This is a genomic window from Kitasatospora sp. NPDC089913 (assembly GCF_044748625.1).
Lineage (GTDB): Bacteria > Actinomycetota > Actinomycetes > Streptomycetales > Streptomycetaceae > Kitasatospora.
On sequence record NZ_JBIVGI010000054.1, the window covers coordinates 16,386 to 35,400 of the forward strand.

Genomic DNA, 19,015 nt, shown 5'->3' on the forward strand with positions numbered 1-19,015 from the left:
CATGATGTCCTCCACCGTTCAGCGGACCCGCCACCTCGAACACGGCTGGAAGCTTCTCACCGAGGCCGCCACGGCGACCGGCGCGACTCCGGCCGCCGTCCTGCACGCGACAACGCGGGTCCTGCTGGCCCGCACCAGCGGCGACGACGAGATCACCCTCGCGGTCCGACCGGGTGACCCGAACGCCGCCCCGTCCACCGAGCGTTGGTCCTACGACGGTGCAACCACGATTCGCGCCCTGGTCCGCGCTGAGCCGCCCGCCGCCCGGCCGGACACCGGTGACGACGAGGACCGGCCAGCACCCACCTGGTACCTCGGAGCGGCCGCGGACCTCGCCACCGCCGAGCGCGTCGCGGCGCACGCTTCGGGGGGCGGAGCCTTTGCCGTACGGATCGAGGCCGGTCCCGACGGCTGCCGGATCCACCTGGACGGTGCCCGCCACGACGATGCGGAGGCCGACCGCCTCGCGGACCGGCTCGACACACTGCTGCACGCGGTCGCCGCCGACCCGGACACCCCTGTGGCCCGACTCCCGCTGCTCGGTGCCGCCGAGCGCTCCCGGCTGCTTGACCTGGCCGGGGACGGCCTGGCCGACCACGGTGGTGTGCGACTGCCGGAACTGATCCTGGACCAGTGCCGGCGGACCCCGGACGCGGTCGCCGTCCGAGACCACGACGGCAGCCTCACCTACCGTGAGCTGGAGGAACGTGCCCAGGCGCTGGCGGCCGCCCTCCGCCGTAACGGGGTCGGCCCGGACAGTGCCGTCGCGGTGGCCGCCGACCGCTCGGTCGCCCTGGTCGTCGCCCTGGTCGCCGTGCTCCTCGCGGACGGCGCCTACCTCCCCCTCGATCCCTCGTGGCCGACCGCCCGGCTCCGCCACGTCGCCACCGAGGCCGCCCCGGTCCTGGTCCTCTGCGACGAGTGGCACGCCCCTGTGATGAGCGAATGCTTCGACGCGCCGGTCCTGCCATTGACCGGCGACGTGCCCATCGCGGGCATCTCCGGCGCCCGGCCCTCCGAGCCCCGGCCCGCCGCCTCGAGCCTGGACACCGCCTACATCATCTACACCTCGGGCTCGACCGGATGGCCCAAGGGTGTCGCCGTTCCGCACCGAGGGATCGTCAACCGCGTGCTGTGGATGCAGCGCCAGTACGGCCTCACCTCCGACGACGTGGTCCTTCAGAAGACCCCTTACACCTTCGACGTCTCGGTCTGGGAGTTCTTCTGGCCGCTGATTGCCGGCGCCACCGTGATGATGGCCACGCCGGACGGCCACCGCGATCCCGGATATCTGGTGGACGTCATCCGCCGGGCGGGCATCACCACTCTGCATTTCGTCCCGTCGATGCTCGGCCTGTTGCTGGACGAGCCGGGCCTGCGCGAATGCACCGGCCTGCGCCGGGTCTTCGCCAGTGGCGAGGCACTGAGCCCCGCCCTGGCCAACCGCTTCCACGAGCTGCACCCGGCCGAGCTCCACAACCTGTACGGGCCCACGGAGGCGTCCGTCGACGTCACCCACTGGACGTGCGCCCCCGTCGAACCCGGACCGATCGTGCCGATCGGCCGCCCGATCGACGGCGTCCGGGCTCTCGTCCTCGACCCCGAGGGCGGCCTGGCACCCCTCGGGAGCCCCGGCGAACTCCACATCGGCGGTATCTGCCTGGCCCGCGGCTACGTCGGACGCCCTGACCTGACGGAGCGCCAGTTCGTGCCGGACCGGTTCACTGGCCGGCCCGGCGACGTCCTCTACCGCACCGGCGACCTGGTGCGCTGGCATCCCGCGGGGTACCTGGAGTTCCACGGCAGGATCGACCACCAGGTGAAGCTGCGCGGCCTGCGCATCGAACTCGCCGAGATCGAGGCGGTCGCGACCGACTGGCCCGAGGTCGCGTCCGCCGTGGTCCTGCTGCGCGACGACCCGCCCGGTGGCGCCAGGCTAGTCCTGTACGTCGTCCCCGCCCGCGCTGACGGCGACGACCTGGACGTGGCCCGGATCCGTGCCGCCCTCGCCGCCCGCCTTCCGGAGTACATGGTCCCGTCCTCCATCGTGGTCCTGCCCGAACTGCCGCTCACCGCCAACGGCAAGTGCGACCGCAAAGCACTGCCCGCACCGACCCGCCGCCCCGCCGCGGACCGCGGCGGCAGGCGCCGCAGGGCCGGCTGACAGCCCGCCGGCGCGGGCGGCCGCAGGGGGATGTACCTCGCCACCAACGTGTCCGTCACGGCCCGCCCCAGCTCCTCCGGGGCCAGCCCGCAGGGAAGGAGGTGGACCTGGCCGCGTACTCCATCCGGCTCTTCCACCGCTTCGAGCGGGGCGACAGGCGCCACCGGTGCCTCTTGGACCCTTGTCGTCGCCTTGGCCGCCCGTACCGCCGGGGCTGTCCACTCGCGGCCTTCGCGCTCACCTGAGAGCGCCTCCAGCGGGGCAGCGCCTGCGGACCGACGCACGGTCCGGCCAGGTGGCGCAGGGCAGGGAGAGACACAGGCCGGCGCCCGGGTGTCGGCGGGGCGCAAGCGGTCGTGGATACCGGCGTCCGCAGGGCACCCGGGGGCGGGCCGTACCGGTACCGGCGCGCGCCGGGTAAGCCCGCGCCGATACGCTCACCGGCCCATCGGAAGTGTCTGTTACACGGAGCGGGGGGCGCTCCTTGATCCGCTGGATGGACTCGCACATGCTCGGCATGAGCCGGTGGCGGTCGGTTGTCGGTGCGGTGCCGCCGTACCGCGCGGTCGGTGTGGTGCAGCTGGCGCTCTCGCTCGCCGCGCGGTGGCGGCAGGTGGCCGACGAGCTGTCCTGCCGCGGGCGTGGGACGGCCTGACCGACCGCCGCGCGTTCCACGTGGGTCGCCGGGCGTCGGACTTCTTCTGATGAGGGTTGATTGATTGTGGCAACTGCTGCCAGGAACGCGAGTTACAGCATCTTTCCGCACGCCGTCGAGGACGCCGTCCTGATGGTGACGGACCAGGACGGCCGGTGGGGGCTTCCCGGGCATCCGTGCACGGCCGCCGCCGAGGTGAACGCCCTGGTCGGAAAGCGGTTCGGTGTTCCGGCCACGGTGCTGACCAGGTTCGGCGAGCTCCTGGACGAGAAGGGACCGGTCTACGTCCTCGTGCACGAGAACCACGGCGGGGCAGCGGAGCGTCGCCCCCACGGGGCGCGCTGGGTGCGCGCGGACGAGTTGGGCTCGCTGTCGCCGGTGCGGGGCGAGCACCGGGAACTGCTCGAGGAGTGGTTCGCGCTCGGGGCGTCGCGCGAGAGCGGTGCCCTGTCCTCGGCGCCGTGGGCACGCAGGGGCTGGTACCAGGAGGCCGCCTCGTGGGTGGGCGGGGCGGTCGAGCGGGCGGGACTGGCGGCGACCGGGCCGGTGGAGCAGTTCGCCTGCTCGCCGTACTCGGTCACCCTGCGGATGCCCACCTGCGCCGGGTACGTCTACTTCAAGGCCGCCCCGCCGGAGTTCCATTACGAGCCCGCGCTGGTGCGGCTGCTCGCGGACCGCTTCGCCGACCGGGTGCCGGCGGTGGTCGCCGCGGACGCCGGGCGCGGGTGGATGCTCACCCGGGGGTGGAGCCGTTCTGGCAGCTCGAACCGACCCTGGAGCACGTCGGTCTGTACGAGCGGATGGTGCGCTCCTACGCATCGATGCAGCAGGGGCTGCTGGCGGACTCGGCGCTGCTGGACCGGATGGGTGTCCCCGACCGGCGCCCGGCGGCGCTGCCCGGGCTGCTGGAGGAACTGCTCGCGGACACCGCCTCGCTGCACTACGACGGCGCGGGCGCGCTGACGCGCGGCGAGCACGAGCGGATCACGGCCTTCGTGCCCCGCTTCACGAACCTGTGCGCACGGCTCGACGCTCTCGCACTGCCCGCGGTGCTGGTGAACGTCGACTTCTGGCGGGACAACATCGCGGTCACCGACAGCGGCTTCACCTTCTTCGACTGGGCCGAGAGCGTCATGTCCAGCCCTGTTCAGTCGATGACCATGGTGCTGCGCGATCTCGTCGTCCATGATGTGGCCGACCGAAAGGAGCTTCACGACCGGTTGCTCGGCGCCTACCTGGACGAATGGACCGGATACGCCTCGCCGGACGAACTGCGGCAGGCGTACCGGATCGCCCAGCCGGCCGCGGTGCTCTGCCGGGCGCTCAGCTGGCGCGACAGTGTCGCCTCGCTCGGGGAGCCGCGCCGCCACCAGTACTTGCGCCCGGCGGTGGCGGGCAACACCCGGCGGTTGCTCGAGTTCGCCGACCTGGCGTAACGGGCGGGCCCGGGGCCCTCGGCCCGGGCAGCTGTCCGCGGGCGCAGACGCGACGGCAGCGACCGCGCCGTCGCGTCTGCGGGCCCCGGGCCCGCCGGCCTCCGGCCGACGCCGGTTCACGAATATCCACAGAGGCTCCGCCCCGCGTGCTCGCCGAGCACGCGGGGCGGAGTGGTGCACGGAGGAGCGCGGCTGCCCATGGTCTCGTATGACCCACGCGGGAGAGCGCGACGCCGACCCTGCGGTACACCCCCGCCGCCACCCGTACCCCGCGGGTCGGCGGCGAGCCGCTCCGGCGTGCGGCGCAGCGGGCGGGGCCTCCCGGCGCCCGCCCGCCTGCCGCGGTCCAGGCAGCACATGCCCACACGCCGGCCCTTCTCCGGGTACCCGCGCGGCGAACCGGAGGATCCGTGGGCGCCCGGTCGACAGGGTCGGTGCCGAGGTCGGCCGGGCACTGCATCCTCCGGTGGAGGTGGTGCGGACGGTGTAGGTGACGATGCCTGTGCTTCCGGCCGAGGCCGCGACTTCGGGCAGGGGAGTACTGGATCAGGGGGGATGGGATTCGAGTGATCCCGCGTGTCATGGAGGGGCGGGCCGTTCGAACTCCTCGCCCGGCGAGGTGTCCAGCTCGACGCCCGGCTTCCGCAGCTGCTGGCCGCGCGGCGCAGGTTGCCGGTCGGCCTCGTCCCGGGACGACAGATCCGACGCCGGCGTGACAGTGGGCCTGCGGCGTGTTCCGTCTTGTTCGAGGGCTGTGCGTTCTCGCCGGGGTCTGAGCGTGGGCGGTTGCGTCGCCGGGGAGAGGGTTCACGTCCCGGCGGCGAGGAACTGGCGGGCGCCGCGGAGTGCTGTCCGGAGCCGGTCCTGGGTGGCACGGCTGTCGAGGCGGACGTCGAGTGCTCCGGGAAGTGCGCTGTCGGCCCGCAGGCCGGTGGGGAGTCGGGAGGGGTCGAGCCCGTCGCGTCGGGCGATGAGGGTGGCGAGTTCGTGGCGGTTCAGGGCATCGGTTCCTGCCAGGTGGTGGACGCCGGACCGGTCGCCGCAGGCGCGAGTTCCAGCAGGGCGGCGGCCAGGTCGGTGACATGTACGGGGCAGCGGATGTCGTCGGTGAACAGGACGCCGGTGCGGGTGCCGGCGGCGAGGTCGTGCACCGCGCGTACGTGTTCCGATCTCCGGTCGCCGATGATCAGGGAGGTGCGGGCGACGACGGCGCCCGGGTTCACGAGGCGGACACCTGTCTCCGCCGCGGCCTTCGCGGCACCGTAGGGGGTGAGGGGGTCGGGGAGGCAGGATTCGTCGTAGTGGACGCGCAGGCCGGAGAACACGGCGTCGCTGGACACATGGACCAGGCGGCTGCCGTGCTTCGCCGCGGTCATCGCCAGGCGGACCGGTCCCTCGGCCGTGACCGTCCAGTCGGGTCCCCCGCTCGTCGCGTTGACGACCACGTGGGGTTCCACCTCGGTCATGATCGCCTCGATGCGGCCGAAGTCGCGCAGGTCGAGGGCGTGCCACGAGACCCCCGGGGTGCTGCCGGGCCGGGTGGTGAACGTCGCAGCCGTCGTGCGGTCCGCCGCTGCCGCCTGGCGGACCAGCTCGGTGCCCAGGAATCCACTGCCACCGATGATCAGAATGGTCATGGTGCGACACAGTAGAGGAGGACAGCTGGAGAGCACCGGCCTGCGGGGCCGACTCGCCCGCGCTCGCCAGGACGACCGGGAGGAGCGCTCGATCGCCTGGCCGGAGCGGGGCCGCCGCTGTTCGCCGTGGCCGCGAAGCGCCTCTTCACCGCCCGCCGACCGATGCGGGGAACGGGGCCACAAACGACGCGCTGAACGGGCGTCACCCACGGCGCAGATCGGGGCGTCATGAGTGACGGCCTGCTCGCTCCACGCGGTGAGCAGGAGGGAAGATTCAAGGAAGGTGTACGAAGGTCTCATTTCGCGGAATGGGACCCACCACTAGATTCGATGGAAAGCGAGAGCAGTACGTTTTCTCGTGCCGATCGTTCATGGGAATGAAGTTGAAGAAATTCGCAGCAGGTCTCACCTCAATAGTGATAGCGGGAAGCATCCTCGTGACCGGCACCGCCGCCCACGCGGCTCCGGCTGAGCCGATGTCGGTGTCGGTGTCGGTCACTGAACTCCCCGCGGGCACCGCCTCCGAGGCGTCCGCGGGTGTGAACGTGATCGACGCCCCCGTTCTGGTGGACCCGCGGCAGGACCACAACGCCGTCAACTGCCGCTTCGGGAAGAACGAGGCGGACCGGGAGAAGTACTGCAAGGCACTCGGGGCCAGGCCGATGACGGAGACGGCGAAGAACTGCCTGATCCGCATGGGCGTCGGCGGCGCCGCCGCCCTGATCGCCGGAAAGGTGAACAAGAAGGTGGCCAGGGAGATCACGGTGAACACGGTGGCGGCCGGGGCCTCGGGCTGTCTGACGGCGCTGCTCACGTGAGCGGGGGTCTTGCCAAGGCAGGGGTCCTGGCCCTCTGGGGCGGGGTCCTGGTGGCGGCCGATCACGTGACCTCCTCCTTCTGGTGCCGGATCGCCGTCGCTGTCGCCACCGCTGTCCCGATGGCGTGGGCTCTCGACCGGATCGGCGGCCGCCGCCCCTGAGGTTTCGCGTGGACCGGTCGGAGGGCCGGTCCACGCGGGCGGTAGCGGCGGCGGCCCGGGTCCCAAGTCGAACCGACGGTCACCAACGGCAGACCGCGCGGCGGGTTTCGCCGGCACTGAACGGCGCTCGGAGGGGGTCAGGGCCCGTCCGGCTCCTGGAGGGTCTCGACGAGAGAGCTGTTCGGCCGTCGGATCTGGTCGTGCTGGCGGGAGTTGAGCCGGGACAGGAATCCCGGTCTCCGGGCTCTGGAGGGTTCCCGCCGTTGCGGAGTGCGTCCCCCCGGGGGGTGGGCAGCTGGGTGGGGACGGTGCCCGTGTCCTGGTGGGTGGCGGGTCGGGGGGTGATCGGTGCGGCGGGCTCGCCCGGACGTTGCCCTGGGGTGCGGGCGTTCGGATTCGGGGTGCTGGTGTCGTGGGGGAGGGGCCGGGCGCCGGGTGCGGTGTTCACGATGTCCGATGGTCGGGTGGCTCCCGATGCCGCGCCCGGGGCCGGTTTGCGCGTCGGGTCGGTGTGTCGGGCAGGTGCGCCTGTCGTGGGCGGTGCGGTGTGCGGTCGGTCGTCGTGCCGCGCCCGGGCCCGTGCGTACCGTACCGGTGCCGGCGGTGGTGGCCGGCCGCCCGGCCTGGGACGATGCGCCGTCTTCCCTGGGGAGCAGGAAATCTTGCGGTCCCGCTGGCAATGAACGGCTCGCGCTATCCCGGGGTGTGCCGAAGATTTTCCTGTTCCCGGGTGTGTTGCGGAGGTGACGGGATGTCGGTCCGGGCGGGATGCGTGCCGATGCCGGGGGAGTGTCGTTGCGGGCACGGGCGGGTGCCCGCAACCGGAGCCGTGGGCGCCGCCGGAACCGTCCGTGACGCGTGCGGTGCCCGGTGGGCGGTTCCCCTTCGTGATGGCTGAGGTTGTCGGGGCGCCCTTCGCGGTGACGTCGTGCCGGTGTCCTCGTGTGCCTGTGCCGCCGACCCGCCCCGCCCGCGTGGTCGGAGGCTGCTGCTGGCCAGGCCGCGCACCGGCCGAGGCGGCTCGCCTTCCCCGGAGGGCCGGAGCGGTGGGCGGAGAACCCCCGGCGTTGGGGCGCCACCGTGCCGGACTCCCTGAAGCCGGGCTCGAGGTCCACCGGTGCCGAAGCCACCGCTGTCCCGGTGGGAGCCAGGGCGGTCCGATCCGGAATTCGCTGCCGGTCGGCATGCCCGGGGGCCTGCCGCGCTGGTGGAGGTCGGCGAAGTGACGCCGTCGAGTGTCGGTCCGGAGCTGGAGCTGCGGGAGTGGGCCGGACCCGACCGGCTGGAGTGCGCGCAGTGTGTCAGCGACCGGGAGGAGAAAGAGCTGGGTCTGCGGGTGTTGCCTGTTCCGGCCCGGTGCGGGAGCGGTTGGCCGTCCGTCTCCCGGCCCCGGCGGGCCGGCGGCGGGAGGAGCGGGTGCGGGACGCCGGGCTGGCCCGGTGGGGGAGCGGCTGGGCTTGTGGCGGGGCGGCGAACGGTCAGACTCCTGTTGGGGGTTGCTGCCTGTGGGTGGGGGAATTCCCTGTGCAGTGGGGCAGATGTCTGTCTGTCCTGGTGGTACGGGGGAAGGGTGGGGCAGTGGGTGAGGAACTGTGTCCAGAGGAGAGGCTGCGTCTGGTCCAGTGGCACTTGGTGCGGGCGGACGGGCTTCGTCTGGGGCTGGTGAACCGGGCAGGTGCTCTCCTGAGCGCTGATGCGCTCGTCGTGACCGGTGTGGTGTTCGCCTCCGGGGCGACGTCCTCGGAGGTGTCGCCCGTCCTCGGGGCGGTCGGGCTGGCCGCGTTGGTCGTGAGCGTGTGTTCGGTGGCCCTGGCGGCTCTGGTGCTCACCGGATCGGGAAGGCTGCCTGCGTTGTCGCGGCCGTCCGGCGCCGTGGTGCCGATCGCGTTCAGCTACGGCGACACCGTCGAGGCGTTCGCCTCCGTGGAGCAGTTCCGTGCGGGGCTCTGTGCGCAGACCCTCGAGGCGGCTGCCGATGCCGCCGCTGTCGAGCTGTGGCGGTGCATCAGTGTTCATCAGGTCCGGGTACGAAGGATGCGCCACGCCACGCAGTACCTGCTGGGCGGTGCGGTGCTCCTGGTCGCGATGGCCGCGGCGAGGCTCGTCACCGCTCTTGCCTGAGGCCCGGGCCGGTCCCGGGGACCGGGCGGCGTTCCGTCCCGTCTGCCTTCGGCCGCGCCGCCGTACCGGCCCGCCGGCCGGCGCTCCCGGACCGCCGGTGTGCGGGCCACGGACCGGTTGGCGTGCAGAGGAAGCCGGCGCGGAGCGGGGCCCGCAGGGTCACCCGGCGCGGATGCCCACCTCGCCCGGCCGGTGGTCGACGACGGTGGCGGGGCCCTGGACGTCGACAGGCTGCCTTCCGTCGATCGTCACGAGGAGTCCGTGGGGGGCATCCCGGGCGGTGATCGGTGTGAACGGGCCAGGGACGCCCTGTCCGACGTGCTGGACGGACTCGGTGCCCACTGCTGTCCCCTGACCGGGGGCGCCCTGTTGCCGGGGAGGCGGCTGTGGCTTCGCGTCCTGGCCCGGATCGGCGGCGCCCGCACTCGGTCGGTCGGGCACGGCCGGGGCCGGCGGCGCGGTCAGTCGGGACCGGTCCGCCAGTACGGGGCGGGCCGGTCGGCCAGCTGGTCGAGCAGTTCCCGCGTGCCGGGATGTGCGGCGTGGGGGGTCAGACGGTGGCGGAACCAGCGGGCGAGTCCGGGTGGCAGGGTGCCCGCCCGGTCGGCGGCGGCGCGAACGGCGGCGGTGGCCGCGTCGATGTCCCCGGTGGCCAGCTGGGCCTCCACGACCGGGCGCAGGCGTGCGGCGGCGTGCGGGGAGGGAGGCTGTGAGGGGGGCGTGCCGTCGGTGAGGACGCTGTGGTAGCAGGAGAGCGCGCGGGCCGGTTCTCCCAGGCGCAGCCAGGTCTGGCCGCGGGCGAGGGTGAGGAACTCGTCGTTGACGTAGCTGCCGGTGGGGTCGGCTTGCGCGTCCCAGGTCGGGGAGGTCCCGGCCAGGGCTCGCTCGGCGTGGTCCAGGGCCCGGAGGGCGGCGGCGTGTTCGCCGAGCCGGGCGAGCGCGCGGGCGTGGCGGGTGTGCTGGATGACGGCGAGGCGGTGGGTGGGGCGGGGGTCGGCGGTGCGGGAGGCCCGGAGCAGGGAGAGGGCATCGCGGGGGTCTCCGCGGCGCAGGTGCCTGAGGGAGAGCAGGGAGAGATAGGCGGCGGTGTGGCGGGGCGCGCCCGCGGCGGACGCGGCCCGGATCGCGGCCAGGGCGTAGCGCTCGGCCCGGACCTCTTCCCCCAGCGCGCCGCTGATCCAGGTGCACAGGGCGGCGCTGCGGGCCGCGAGGAGGAGCAACCGGGCGCCTGTGGCGGGGTCGTATCCGCAGCGGGTCAGCAGGTCGCTGACGAGTCGGTACTCGGCGCGGGCAGCCAGGTAGAGGGCGCCCTGGTGCATGGGGCTGCCGGCTTCGAGTTCTTCGAGGGCGCGGATGCGGGCCTCGGACCAGGTGAGTGTCGCGGGGGTGATGCGGGGCCGTCGCGGGCGGGGGGCCGGGGATCGGTGAGTGCTTGTACGGCGCCGCGGATCTGGCCGGCGAGGGAGGGCCCGGTGATGATCAGCGTGGGGCCGCAGTCCCAGGTCGCTTCCGCGGTCGCCCGCGTGACCCCGATGGCGGCCTGCGGGTTCCACGGCTGTCCCGACAGCGCGTGGTCACCGGTGGCGCCCGGCAGCCATTGCGGCCAGCCCAGGCGCAGGACGATGTCCCGGTCCACGCCGTGGATGCGGGCGATGGCGAGCTGGGCGCTGAGTTCGGGGGTGATCCGGCCGGATTCCCAGCGGGACACCTTCTCCCGCCGCGCGGCCATCTGCCCGTGACCGAGCTCCGCGTGCACCCGGGCGATCAGCTGGGCGTACGCGGACTGCGAGAGGCCGGTCGCGGTTCTGAGCGCGACCAGGGGATGCGCTGCCATGTCGGTGTGTCGGGCGTGCGTGCCGGCCCCGACCGGCACGTGGAAATTTCGTCGAAGTATCAACAAATCTCGAATTCATAGTAACAGATCGACTCCGAAGCGTCAAAGTCGCGAGGCAACACGGAGCACCCCGATCCGCCTTGCCCGTCAGGTCTCGTCCGATTTCTAATGTTCAGGCGGTGCGAGCGGCCGACCGGAAATTCCGGGCGGCACGCCCAAGGGGATCCGAACCGGATTCCCGAATCCGATCACCACCGATCGCCGCCGCATTCCGATGAATATCGCGGAGCACACGCATGTGCTTTCCGGAGATCAACCGAGAGACAAGGACAGCAAGATGAGTCTGACCGACCTGCGGGCGATGGGCTTCCCGGCACTCGACGCCGCCGCCGCCGAAGCAGCGGCCGGAGAGGGCCTCAACGCCGCCCAGTGCGCCCACATCAAGGCGCTCAGCTTCACCAGCGCGGTGATCTCCTGCGGCGGGACCCCGGCGAACTACATGGCCATCTACAACCGCGAGTGCAAGGGCAAGTAGGGACATCGCCGAGCGCCGCGGCCGGCCCCACGGCCGGCCGCGGCACCCGGCAGAGGAACCATGCAGTGAACTTCCGACGATTCCACACCCACCAGAGCGGCGACACCGACTGCGGCCCCGCCTGCGTCCGCACCGTCCTGCGCCGACACGGCCGCCTCGTCGACACCACCGTCCTACGGGACTCCGTCGGGCTGGGGCAGCGGGGCTCGACCCTCGCCCGCCTGCACCGCGTCCTCGCCGACCACGGCGTGGCGTCCGAACTCCTGCGCCTGGACACCGCACAGCTCGCCCTGGCCCTGGAGGTCGCAGGACCGGCGATCATCCGGGTGCACATCGACAGCCGACCGCACTTCATCGTCGTCCACACCGTGCGCGGCAACCGGTTCGTGGTCAGCGACCCGCTGTTCTCCGGCCCCACCCTCATCGATCCGCAGGACCTCACCGAAGTGTTCACCGGCCACGCCCTGGTGACCGGCCGCCCGGTCACGGGCCTCTCGCGGTGGGCGCGCCTGCGCGGACCCCGCCCACAGCCGGTGCTGCGGCCACTGGTCAGGGCGCACTGGCCCGCGCTGGCCCTCCTGCTCTCGCTGACCAGCGCGGTCTCCCTGGCCGCACTGGCCACCAGTCTCTTCCTCAAAGTCGGCACCGACCTGGTACTGCGGGAGGACTCCACCCACTCCCTCGACCTGCTCGCCGCCGTCCTGGCCCTGGTGGTCATGGTCGCCGCCGGCGCCAACCACCTGCGCGGGCGGATGAGCGTCACCCTCGGACAGTCCCTCCAGCGCCGGCTGTCCGAGGACTACATCCGCCGACTGCTGCGCCTGCCGCTCGCCTTCCACCAGGGGCGGCGCGCCGGGGACCTGGTGAACCGCGTCGACGACGTGGGGGAGATCCAGTCCCTGGTGGCCTCCTCCACGGTCCGCGCAGCCATCGACCTGGGCATCGCGCTGCTCACCGGCAGCTACCTCGCCTTCGACGACCCGCCGGTTCTGGGCATCCTGGCGGCCTCCGCCGCGGTGAACCTCTGGTCCTCCTGGCTCCTGTTCCGTCCGATCCGGACGGCGTCGGAGGAGGCCCTCCAGCGCGACGCGACGCTCAAGGCCGAACTGTTCAACATCCTGCGCGGCTACGAGCATGTCGTGGCCCTCGCAGCCCGTGACTTCGCCGTCCGCCGCGTACTGGACCGGCTCGAACACCGGATCGCCGCCGAGACGAGGCTGGGGCGGCTGGGCAACACCAACACCGTGCTCAAGGGCCTCAACCTGGGCCTGACCACACTCCTCGTCGTGTGGGCATGCCTGCACCAGAACCACGCCGGCACCCGGAGCGTGGGCGAGATCCTCTCCACCGTCGCCCTGGCCGGCTGCTTCCTCGCCGCGGTCGACTCCCTGGCCGGCCTGCAGGTCGCATTCCAGCACTTGGCAGCCGCTGTCGGCCGCTACCGCGACGTGACACAACAGCGCGAGGACCCCTTGCTCACCGTCCCCGCCGGCGCCGGCAGGCCTACCGTGCCGAACACCGGCGTCGACGCACGAGCCCTGACCGTCGTCTACCCGGAGCAGACCCGACCCGCCCTCGCCGACTTCGACCTGTCCGTCGGCCCGGGGGAGCGGATCCGCCTCGTCGGCGCCAACGGCCGGGGCAAGAGCACCGCCCTCAAGGCCCTCGCCGGGTTCATCGCCCACCACGGCGGCACGGTGCGGATCGGCGGTCGGGACCTCGCCGCGATCGGCGACGCGTCGCTGCGCGAACGCGTCCTCTACCTGGCCGACACCCCTCTGCTGCTGGCCGCCAGTGTGCGGGAGAACCTCGACTTCGGCGTGCCGGCCGACGACCGGGCCCGGGCTCTCGCCTGCCGGACGGCCTGCTTCGACGAGGTCGTGGCCGGCCTGCCCGAAGGGCTCGACACCCTGGTGCACGAGGACGGCAGCGGGCTGTCCCGTGGCCAGGTCCAGCGTCTGGCACTGGCCCGGGCTGTCCTGCGCAGGCCTGATGTCTACCTCCTCGACGAGGCGTTCAGCGGGATCGACCGCACCACGGTCCACCGGATCTGGGCCAACCTCGCCGAGCTCCCGGCCGCCAAGGTTGTGGTGTCGCACACCGCCGCCACCGACCTCGCCTTCGACCGCGTCATCGAGCTCCCCGCCCCCGCCCCCGCCACCCCGGCCCCGCACGCCGAGGAGCACCCGGCATGCTGATCCACGACCTGCTCGACCGGCCCGACACACATCCTGGCCCGGCCCTCGAGGGCCTCGCGCTGATCAGCGGGATGTCCCCGCAACTGGCACACCTTCCGGTCCCCGCCGGTGACCGACGGCACCGAACGGCGCCCCGCGTCACCGCTGTCGTCCTGACCCAGGACGAGGAGGACACGATCGGCCGCTGCCTGGACGCCCTCACCCAGGACGTCGACGAGGCGCTGATCGTGGACTCCGGCTCCTCGGACCGCACCCTGGACATCGTGGCGGCACATCCGCTGCCCACCCGGGTCGTCCACGCCCCGTGGCAGGAGGACTTCGCGCACCAACGCAACCTCGCCCTCGACCACGTTCACGACGGCTGGGTCCTCATGATCGACGCAGACGAGGTGCTCTCACCCGCCGACGCCGGAACCGTCCGCCGCGCCGCAGTCCTCCTGGACCACATCCTGCCCCAAGCCGACCTCGCGGCGTGCCCGCTGGTGCTCGACGATCACGACCCGGCCGGCCGCTACCCCGACCTGCCGCGCCTCGTGCGGGCGCGCACCGCACTGCGCTACCGCGGTCGCATCCACGAGCGTCCCTACGACAGCGACGGCAACGCGCCCCCGACGGTCCACCTCACCACCGTCCTTCGCCACCACGGCTACCATCCGACCGTCATCACCGCGAAGGAAAAGCTCGACCGCCACGCCAGGCTGACGGCACTGTGCCGTGCCGAGGAGCCGGACAATCCGAAGTGGGTGTTCTACCAGGCCCGGGCCGAACTTCCCCAGCACACCGGCCCCGAGGCCGCGCGGTCCCTCTTCGGCCGGCTCGCCGCGGCACCCGCCCGCGACGGCCTCCCCCCGTGCGACTACACCGACGAACGCCGCCAGGACACCTGGGTACTGCTGTGCGAACTCGCCCTGCGCTTCGGCGGATCGGACGAGATCGACACCTACACCGCGCTCCTGGAGCGGGCCGGGCGCGGCGCCGAGGCCACCTACTTCCGCACCGTCGTCACGACGAGCCGCAGCCTGAGGGTCCTCGCCGGGCTCGCCGACACCGCGGCCGACGCGGTGCGCGAGACCGCCTGTGCGGACATCCGGGTCATGGGGCGCCTTCACGAACTGCACGGCCTGCTGTCCCTGGCGACCGGCCGTTACGAGCATGCCGCTCCGGCCCTGGGGGCAGCACTCGCGCTCGGCGCCGGAACGTTCCTGAGCGCCGAACTGGAACGGCTGCGGGAGGAAATCGGGCCGAAGGATCAGGCCCGCTGAGCCCCGGCCCCGCCTCCCGCCGACAGGAACCGGGAAATGCGCGGCCGTAGCATGGAAGAAATCCACGATCAAGGAGGAAACGAATGTCGATGGGACCTGGTCTCGCCGGAATGCCGATGGACGAATGGAAGATCCGCACACCGAACGGAAAGGAATACGCCTTCGACACCGAGCAGGAAGCCCGCGAGGCGCTCCACGAATACGACCCGGGCAGCACGCTGTGGAAAAGAAAGGCATACCGCGGCTTCGCCGGGATCAGCACCTCCCCCCGCGGTTGGACGCAGGTCGACTGACAGCCAGGGTGCACACGAGCGGCTTCCGGAGGGGGCCGACAGAACCCTGTCAAGGACCCGAGGCCGGTCGGTCGGTGGGTCAGGCCCCGCCGGAAGACGCTCATGAGCATCCGCACTGTTCAGTCGACCTGCGACTTCACAAGCGCCCGGTCAGAGGCCCCATCGCTGTCCTGTCCACCTGCCGGACCGGTGCCTGCCCCCCTGACCGCTCCAACGGAGAGGATGGCGACGTCCTGGTGGGCCCGGTTGGTGGCGGGTCGTCTCGAAGGGGCCCGGTGCCGGTTCGGCCGGTGTCTTGGTGGGCGTTGCGGGTCGCAGCAGTGTGTCCGGGAGGCCCGGCGTGGCCTGTCCTGGTCGTTCGTGTGGACAGTGGGTCGACCGGCGGCCAGGGGTGGCCCGGTTGCTCGGCGTCATGCGAGCCTTCCCGGACGTCGGCGGTGGCGCGGGGATCGCCTGCGGTCGGCTGGGCTTCGAGGTGTTCGGCCTGGTCCGACGGGTCGTCGGCGGAGACCGGGAGGGTCGTCCCGAACTGGAGCCAGGGCCGGTCTGCGTCGGCCCGGTTGCGGGGATGCATCAGGACGACGTGGAGTCGGTCCGGTTCGTTGCGGGGGGCCCGGACGCCTTGCAACTCGCAGTCCCATCTGGCGAGCCAGTCCCCGCGTGTCCTCGGTCGCGCCTCGAGCAGCCGCGCAACCGCCCCGGCCGGCCACTCCCGACTGCGGTCCTCTTCGGCTCGCAGGACCTCGTCCTTGTACTGACCGGCGGTGAACCGAAGCTCCGGCAGGTCGAAGTCCTGATTGGCAGGGTCGCGCCAGCCGGTCCGGGCAACACGATTCCCGTCACGCCTGACCGTCATGTACAGGGCGCCACAGCACTCCTCCACGCCGCACCCGGACCAGGCGGGACGAACTTCCCGGGGCGTCGCCGCGGCATGCAACGGCCCGTCCGGGCCCAACAGATACCGGGGGCCTACTCCTTGGTACCGGGAGCCTCCCACGCCACCGGGGACCGCCTCGGCCAGAAGATCCCGGCCGTTGACGATCGGGCGGACCTCCACGCTGCCCTTGTTGGGTGGTGGGCACGATGCTCAGACGGAGAAGGTCCGGTCTCGTGGTCATCGGCTGATGATCGCGGAGCCGACTCGCTGTTGTCACGTGAAATTTCGCGTGACCTCCGATCAGGACGGTGGTCGGGCGGCTCGAAGCCATGCCGGGGCCTCCGGACACGATCGCGGACAGCGTCCCCAGCGCCTCTGGACACACCAGGGCGGTCGCGGTCCACGCCGCGGCGGGCTCCGGGTGGGCGGTGCGCGAGTACGTCGGGACCTCCGTAAGACCGAACTCCGTGAAACGCGATCCTCCGGACGGTGAAGCTGCGCGCCTTCAACCCGCGCGCCACCGAGTGGCAGCGCATGTTCGGCCTGGCCGACGCGTTCCACACCGGGCACCGTCACCTCGACCCGACGGACAAGACCCGCGACGGCGCTCTGATCTCCTGGCTCGACCGCCAGCGCTACCTCAAGGGCGCCGGCCTGCTCGCCCCGGTCCGCATCCACGAACTCGACCAGCTCGGCATGATCTGGGACAAGCACGCCCGCTCCTGGGACCGCGGCTACGCCCACGCCCGCGCCTGGGCCGAGGCCCACAGACACCTGGCGGTTTCGGCCGCCGAGAAGCTCGCCGGCCACGCCGTCGGGGCCTGGGTCGGCCGCCAGCGCAAGAACGCCAAGCTGACGGCCGAGCAGGACGCCAGGCTCACCGCGCTGGACGCGATGTGGCGCATCGAGCCGGACTGGAACCGCTCGTACCGCCGCATGCTCGCCTACCTCACCGCCGACGGCACCCTGGACGGCCCGGCCAACCGCACCGGCGGCGAGGCCGACCCGACCTTCCGGCCCGGCGCCTGGCTGCGCAAGCAGGACAAGGCCCGCCCCGACGGCAAGCTGACCGAGCAGCAGGCCGCGCTCCTCGACGCGCTCACCCGGCACACCGAGACCGTCACCGGCTGACCCGCCCCGCAAGATCCCGCCGTCCCGGCCCACCAGGCCGGGACGGCCGTCGCACCTCGTTCCCGATTTCCGGAGGCACCGCGCCCCGCCCCGCCCCGCGCCGCGCCGCCCCGCGCCGCGCCGCTGCGCCCGAACGGCTGGAGCCGGCCCTGTACAGCAGCCGGCCCACGCCTGCCGACCGTGACCTGGTCGATCGGCGCCCGGTCCAGCGGACCGTCCCCGCCCCCGCTCCAGCCGGGCAGGGGCCCGCGGCCGCGGGCCGGGAGGAGCGGACGGTGTCGGCGCCGCGCGACCCGCTCTGCTGGTGTTCGGCGAAGGTCACCGGGTCGGCTGGGCCGAGCGGGGCCTGGACGGCGGCGATGCCTGGGGCGCGGTGTGCGAGGGCTACTTCCTCGGCGACCCCACCACCCTTGAAGCCAGGCTGCACGCCACCCCGGAGCACGCCGCCCGCACCGTCCACCAGGCGTACCTGAAGAACCTGTGACACCACCGTCCCGGGCCATACGGGGCCGCGCGTGCGGACACACCGCCCGGCGAGGGGGCCGGAGCCGTGCACCGGGGGCCGGGTTGCGACGAAGGTCGCCCAAGGGGTTGCGACGGACGTTCCGTCATGCCGGTCCCACGGATCGGGTGAACCCCCCGGGCCCGGACAGGGGACAACCGGGCTGGACGGAGGCCGACTGCTTCCGTGCAGGGGTGTGGAAGCAGTACTCCGGGTGTTCCGTACGCCGTGGTGGTGTTCGTGGGAGCGGCCCGGTGCGACCGTTGCTGCGGGCGTCCGGCCGGCGTCGACGGCGGTGTCCGTCGTGGCGGCCAGGACGGGCAGCTCGCGGCCGGCGTGGCCGAGCCGGTGCGGGGCATTCTGCGGTCTGCGGTCTGCGGCCGCACGCGCGACCTTCTCGCCCGTCGGCGGATCGGGTGGCGCGGTCGTGGTGCGCCCGGTCGGTGGGGTCCACGAGGTCGTCGTGGGCCAGGCGGACCGGCCGGTGTTTTTTGGGGCGGGCTGTTAGATCGGGGGTGCTGTCGACACTTACCGGGTGACGACGGATTTGGGGAGTGGTTTCTATTGGGGGTTCAGGATGAGTTCGAGTCGGTGTACGTGGAGCACTATCCGGCGGTCCATCGGTATGTGCTGCGGCGTGTGCCGCCGGCCGATGTGCAGGACGTGACGGCGGAGGTGTTCACGACGGCATGGCGGCGGTTCGGGGAGGTTCCCCGTGGTGCCGTGCTGCCGTGGTTGTACGGGGTCGCGCGCAATACGGTCGCCAACCAGTACCGGGGAGCCGACCGGGACGCGGTGCTGGCGGCGGCGGTGGGCGCGGTGGCTGCGGGTGCGGTGCGGGACGTGGGGGAGGAGTTCACGGTCCGGGACACGGTCCGTCGCGCATGGGCCGCTCTGTCCGCCGGCGACCGTGAGCTGCTGGCCCTGATCGGCTGGGAGGGACTGGCGGTCCGGGATGCCGCACGGGTGCTCGGCTGCTCGTCCGCCGCCTGTTCGGTCAGGCTGATGCGGGCCAGGGGCAGGTTGAGGAAGGCCCTGCAGGAGTCGGAACGCACGGGCGGCGCCGGGTCGTCACGCAGGAACGAGCAGCGCTTGGGGGCCGCACGATGAGGAAGACACGTGTCGACGAACTGCTGGCGCAGGCCGACCCGGCTGCCGGGGTCAACGTCGAGGCCGACCGGGTGCTGCTGGGCCGGATCCTGGCCGGACCGACCGACCCGGACGCGGGTCCGGCCCCGGTGGGGGCGGGCGGGCGCCGGCGCCTGGTCTACGGTCTGGCGTGCGCGGCGGCAGCGGCCGTGACGGCGGTGGCGGTCCTCGCGCTGCCCGGCTCGGGGGGGACGTCGTTCGCGGCCACGCCCCCGCCGCTGGCCTACCACCTCACGGCCCAG

At 72.7% G+C, this 19,015-nt stretch carries 17 protein-coding genes and 1 pseudogene; 14 read left to right on the forward strand and 4 right to left on the reverse strand.

Annotation, left to right across the window (positions count from 1 at the left end):
* The first annotated feature begins 4 nt into the window (after positions 1-4).
* Together ACIPYS_RS39495 and ACIPYS_RS39500 are read left to right on the forward strand one after the other, a co-directional pair.
* The gene (locus tag ACIPYS_RS39495) at positions 5-2,164 is read left to right on the forward strand and encodes an amino acid adenylation domain-containing protein (protein ID WP_400755414.1); all 2,160 of its coding nucleotides are present in this window, start codon (positions 5-7) and stop codon (positions 2,162-2,164) included.
* A 496-nt stretch (positions 2,165-2,660) separates the two neighbouring features.
* The gene (locus tag ACIPYS_RS39500) at positions 2,661-2,819 is read left to right on the forward strand and encodes a hypothetical protein (protein ID WP_400755416.1); all 159 of its coding nucleotides are present in this window, start codon (positions 2,661-2,663) and stop codon (positions 2,817-2,819) included.
* Between the two features lie 281 nt (positions 2,820-3,100).
* Here the strand turns inward: ACIPYS_RS39500 and ACIPYS_RS39505 are convergent, their stop codons facing one another.
* On the reverse strand, positions 3,101-3,415 hold the full coding sequence (locus ACIPYS_RS39505) for a hypothetical protein (RefSeq protein WP_400755418.1): 315 nt from the start codon (positions 3,413-3,415) through the stop codon (positions 3,101-3,103).
* A gap of 129 nt (positions 3,416-3,544) precedes the next feature.
* Here ACIPYS_RS39505 and ACIPYS_RS39510 point away from each other — a divergent pair, with 129 nt between their 5' ends.
* Entirely contained in the window at positions 3,545-4,255 is a 711-nt protein-coding gene (locus ACIPYS_RS39510) for a hypothetical protein (RefSeq protein WP_400755420.1), read from the forward strand.
* Positions 4,256-5,062: 807 nt separating this feature from the next.
* Here ACIPYS_RS39510 and ACIPYS_RS39515 read toward each other — a convergent pair.
* A pseudogene (locus tag ACIPYS_RS39515) lies at positions 5,063-5,892 on the reverse strand (SDR family oxidoreductase).
* Positions 5,893-6,269: 377 nt separating this feature from the next.
* On the opposite strand from ACIPYS_RS39515, the gene ACIPYS_RS39520 reads away from it, so the two are divergent.
* From ACIPYS_RS39520 to ACIPYS_RS39530, 3 genes are all read left to right on the forward strand, one after another.
* The gene (locus tag ACIPYS_RS39520) at positions 6,270-6,710 is read left to right on the forward strand and encodes a hypothetical protein (RefSeq protein ID WP_400755422.1); all 441 of its coding nucleotides are present in this window, start codon (positions 6,270-6,272) and stop codon (positions 6,708-6,710) included.
* Entirely contained in the window at positions 6,707-6,871 is a 165-nt protein-coding gene (locus ACIPYS_RS39525) for a hypothetical protein (RefSeq protein ID WP_400755424.1), read from the forward strand. Before ACIPYS_RS39520 ends, ACIPYS_RS39525 begins: the two co-directional genes overlap by 4 nt.
* 1,578 nt (positions 6,872-8,449) lie before the next feature.
* On the forward strand, positions 8,450-8,992 hold the full coding sequence (locus tag ACIPYS_RS39530; RefSeq protein WP_400755426.1) for a hypothetical protein: 543 nt from the start codon (positions 8,450-8,452) through the stop codon (positions 8,990-8,992).
* Between the two features lie 461 nt (positions 8,993-9,453).
* Here the strand turns inward: ACIPYS_RS39530 and ACIPYS_RS39535 are convergent, their stop codons facing one another.
* Both ACIPYS_RS39535 and ACIPYS_RS39540 read right to left on the reverse strand, forming a co-directional pair.
* Complete coding sequence (locus tag ACIPYS_RS39535) at positions 9,454-10,311, reverse strand: hypothetical protein (RefSeq protein ID WP_400755428.1); 858 nt, start codon at positions 10,309-10,311, stop codon at positions 9,454-9,456.
* A complete protein-coding gene (locus tag ACIPYS_RS39540) occupies positions 10,248-10,826 on the reverse strand; it encodes a hypothetical protein (RefSeq protein ID WP_400755430.1) in 579 nt (192 codons plus the stop codon). The genes ACIPYS_RS39535 and ACIPYS_RS39540 overlap by 64 nt, the downstream gene beginning before the upstream one ends.
* 337 nt (positions 10,827-11,163) lie before the next feature.
* Between ACIPYS_RS39540 and ACIPYS_RS39545 the strand changes: the two genes are divergently transcribed.
* The 8 genes from ACIPYS_RS39545 to ACIPYS_RS39580 form a co-directional block, all read left to right on the forward strand.
* Positions 11,164-11,361 carry a hypothetical protein gene (locus ACIPYS_RS39545; protein ID WP_159424675.1) on the forward strand — a complete coding sequence of 66 codons (198 nt, stop codon included), beginning with the start codon at positions 11,164-11,166 and terminating at the stop codon, positions 11,359-11,361.
* A 65-nt stretch (positions 11,362-11,426) separates the two neighbouring features.
* Positions 11,427-13,559, forward strand: coding sequence for a peptidase domain-containing ABC transporter (locus ACIPYS_RS39550; protein WP_400755433.1), 2,133 nt, complete (start codon positions 11,427-11,429; stop codon positions 13,557-13,559).
* Positions 13,553-14,821 carry a glycosyltransferase family 2 protein gene (locus tag ACIPYS_RS39555; protein WP_400755435.1) on the forward strand — a complete coding sequence of 423 codons (1,269 nt, stop codon included), beginning with the start codon at positions 13,553-13,555 and terminating at the stop codon, positions 14,819-14,821. Before ACIPYS_RS39550 ends, ACIPYS_RS39555 begins: the two co-directional genes overlap by 7 nt.
* Before the next feature lie 83 nt (positions 14,822-14,904).
* Entirely contained in the window at positions 14,905-15,114 is a 210-nt protein-coding gene (locus ACIPYS_RS39560) for a hypothetical protein (protein ID WP_093858168.1), read from the forward strand.
* Positions 15,115-16,480: 1,366 nt separating this feature from the next.
* Positions 16,481-17,122: a helicase associated domain-containing protein gene (locus ACIPYS_RS39565; protein WP_400755437.1), complete on the forward strand. Its 642-nt coding sequence runs from the start codon at positions 16,481-16,483 to the stop codon at positions 17,120-17,122.
* A 304-nt stretch (positions 17,123-17,426) separates the two neighbouring features.
* Positions 17,427-17,606, forward strand: a complete 180-nt coding sequence (locus ACIPYS_RS39570) for a hypothetical protein (RefSeq protein WP_400755439.1) — start codon at positions 17,427-17,429, stop codon at positions 17,604-17,606.
* 609 nt (positions 17,607-18,215) lie between these two features.
* The gene (locus ACIPYS_RS39575; RefSeq protein WP_400755441.1) at positions 18,216-18,734 is read left to right on the forward strand and encodes an RNA polymerase sigma factor; all 519 of its coding nucleotides are present in this window, start codon (positions 18,216-18,218) and stop codon (positions 18,732-18,734) included.
* Positions 18,731-19,015 (forward strand): hypothetical protein (locus tag ACIPYS_RS39580; RefSeq protein WP_400755442.1); only part of this gene is annotated, 285 nt, incomplete at its 3' end. The genes ACIPYS_RS39575 and ACIPYS_RS39580, both read left to right, overlap by 4 nt.

Bases quoted from the DNA above. Each gene is read 5' to 3' on its own strand.
- ACIPYS_RS39495 (WP_400755414.1), top strand. From the start codon at position 5: ATGTCCTCCACCGTTCAGCGGACCCGCCACCTCGAACACGGCTGGAAG.
- ACIPYS_RS39500 (WP_400755416.1), top strand. From the start codon at position 2,661: ATGGACTCGCACATGCTCGGCATGAGCCGGTGGCGGTCGGTTGTCGGT.
- ACIPYS_RS39520 (WP_400755422.1), top strand. From the start codon at position 6,270: ATGAAGTTGAAGAAATTCGCAGCAGGTCTCACCTCAATAGTGATAGCG.
- ACIPYS_RS39535 (WP_400755428.1), bottom strand. From the start codon at position 10,311: ATGCACCAGGGCGCCCTCTACCTGGCTGCCCGCGCCGAGTACCGACTC.
- ACIPYS_RS39540 (WP_400755430.1), bottom strand. From the start codon at position 10,826: ATGGCAGCGCATCCCCTGGTCGCGCTCAGAACCGCGACCGGCCTCTCG.
- ACIPYS_RS39545 (WP_159424675.1), top strand. From the start codon at position 11,164: ATGAGTCTGACCGACCTGCGGGCGATGGGCTTCCCGGCACTCGACGCC.
- ACIPYS_RS39555 (WP_400755435.1), top strand. From the start codon at position 13,553: ATGCTGATCCACGACCTGCTCGACCGGCCCGACACACATCCTGGCCCG.
- ACIPYS_RS39560 (WP_093858168.1), top strand. From the start codon at position 14,905: ATGTCGATGGGACCTGGTCTCGCCGGAATGCCGATGGACGAATGGAAG.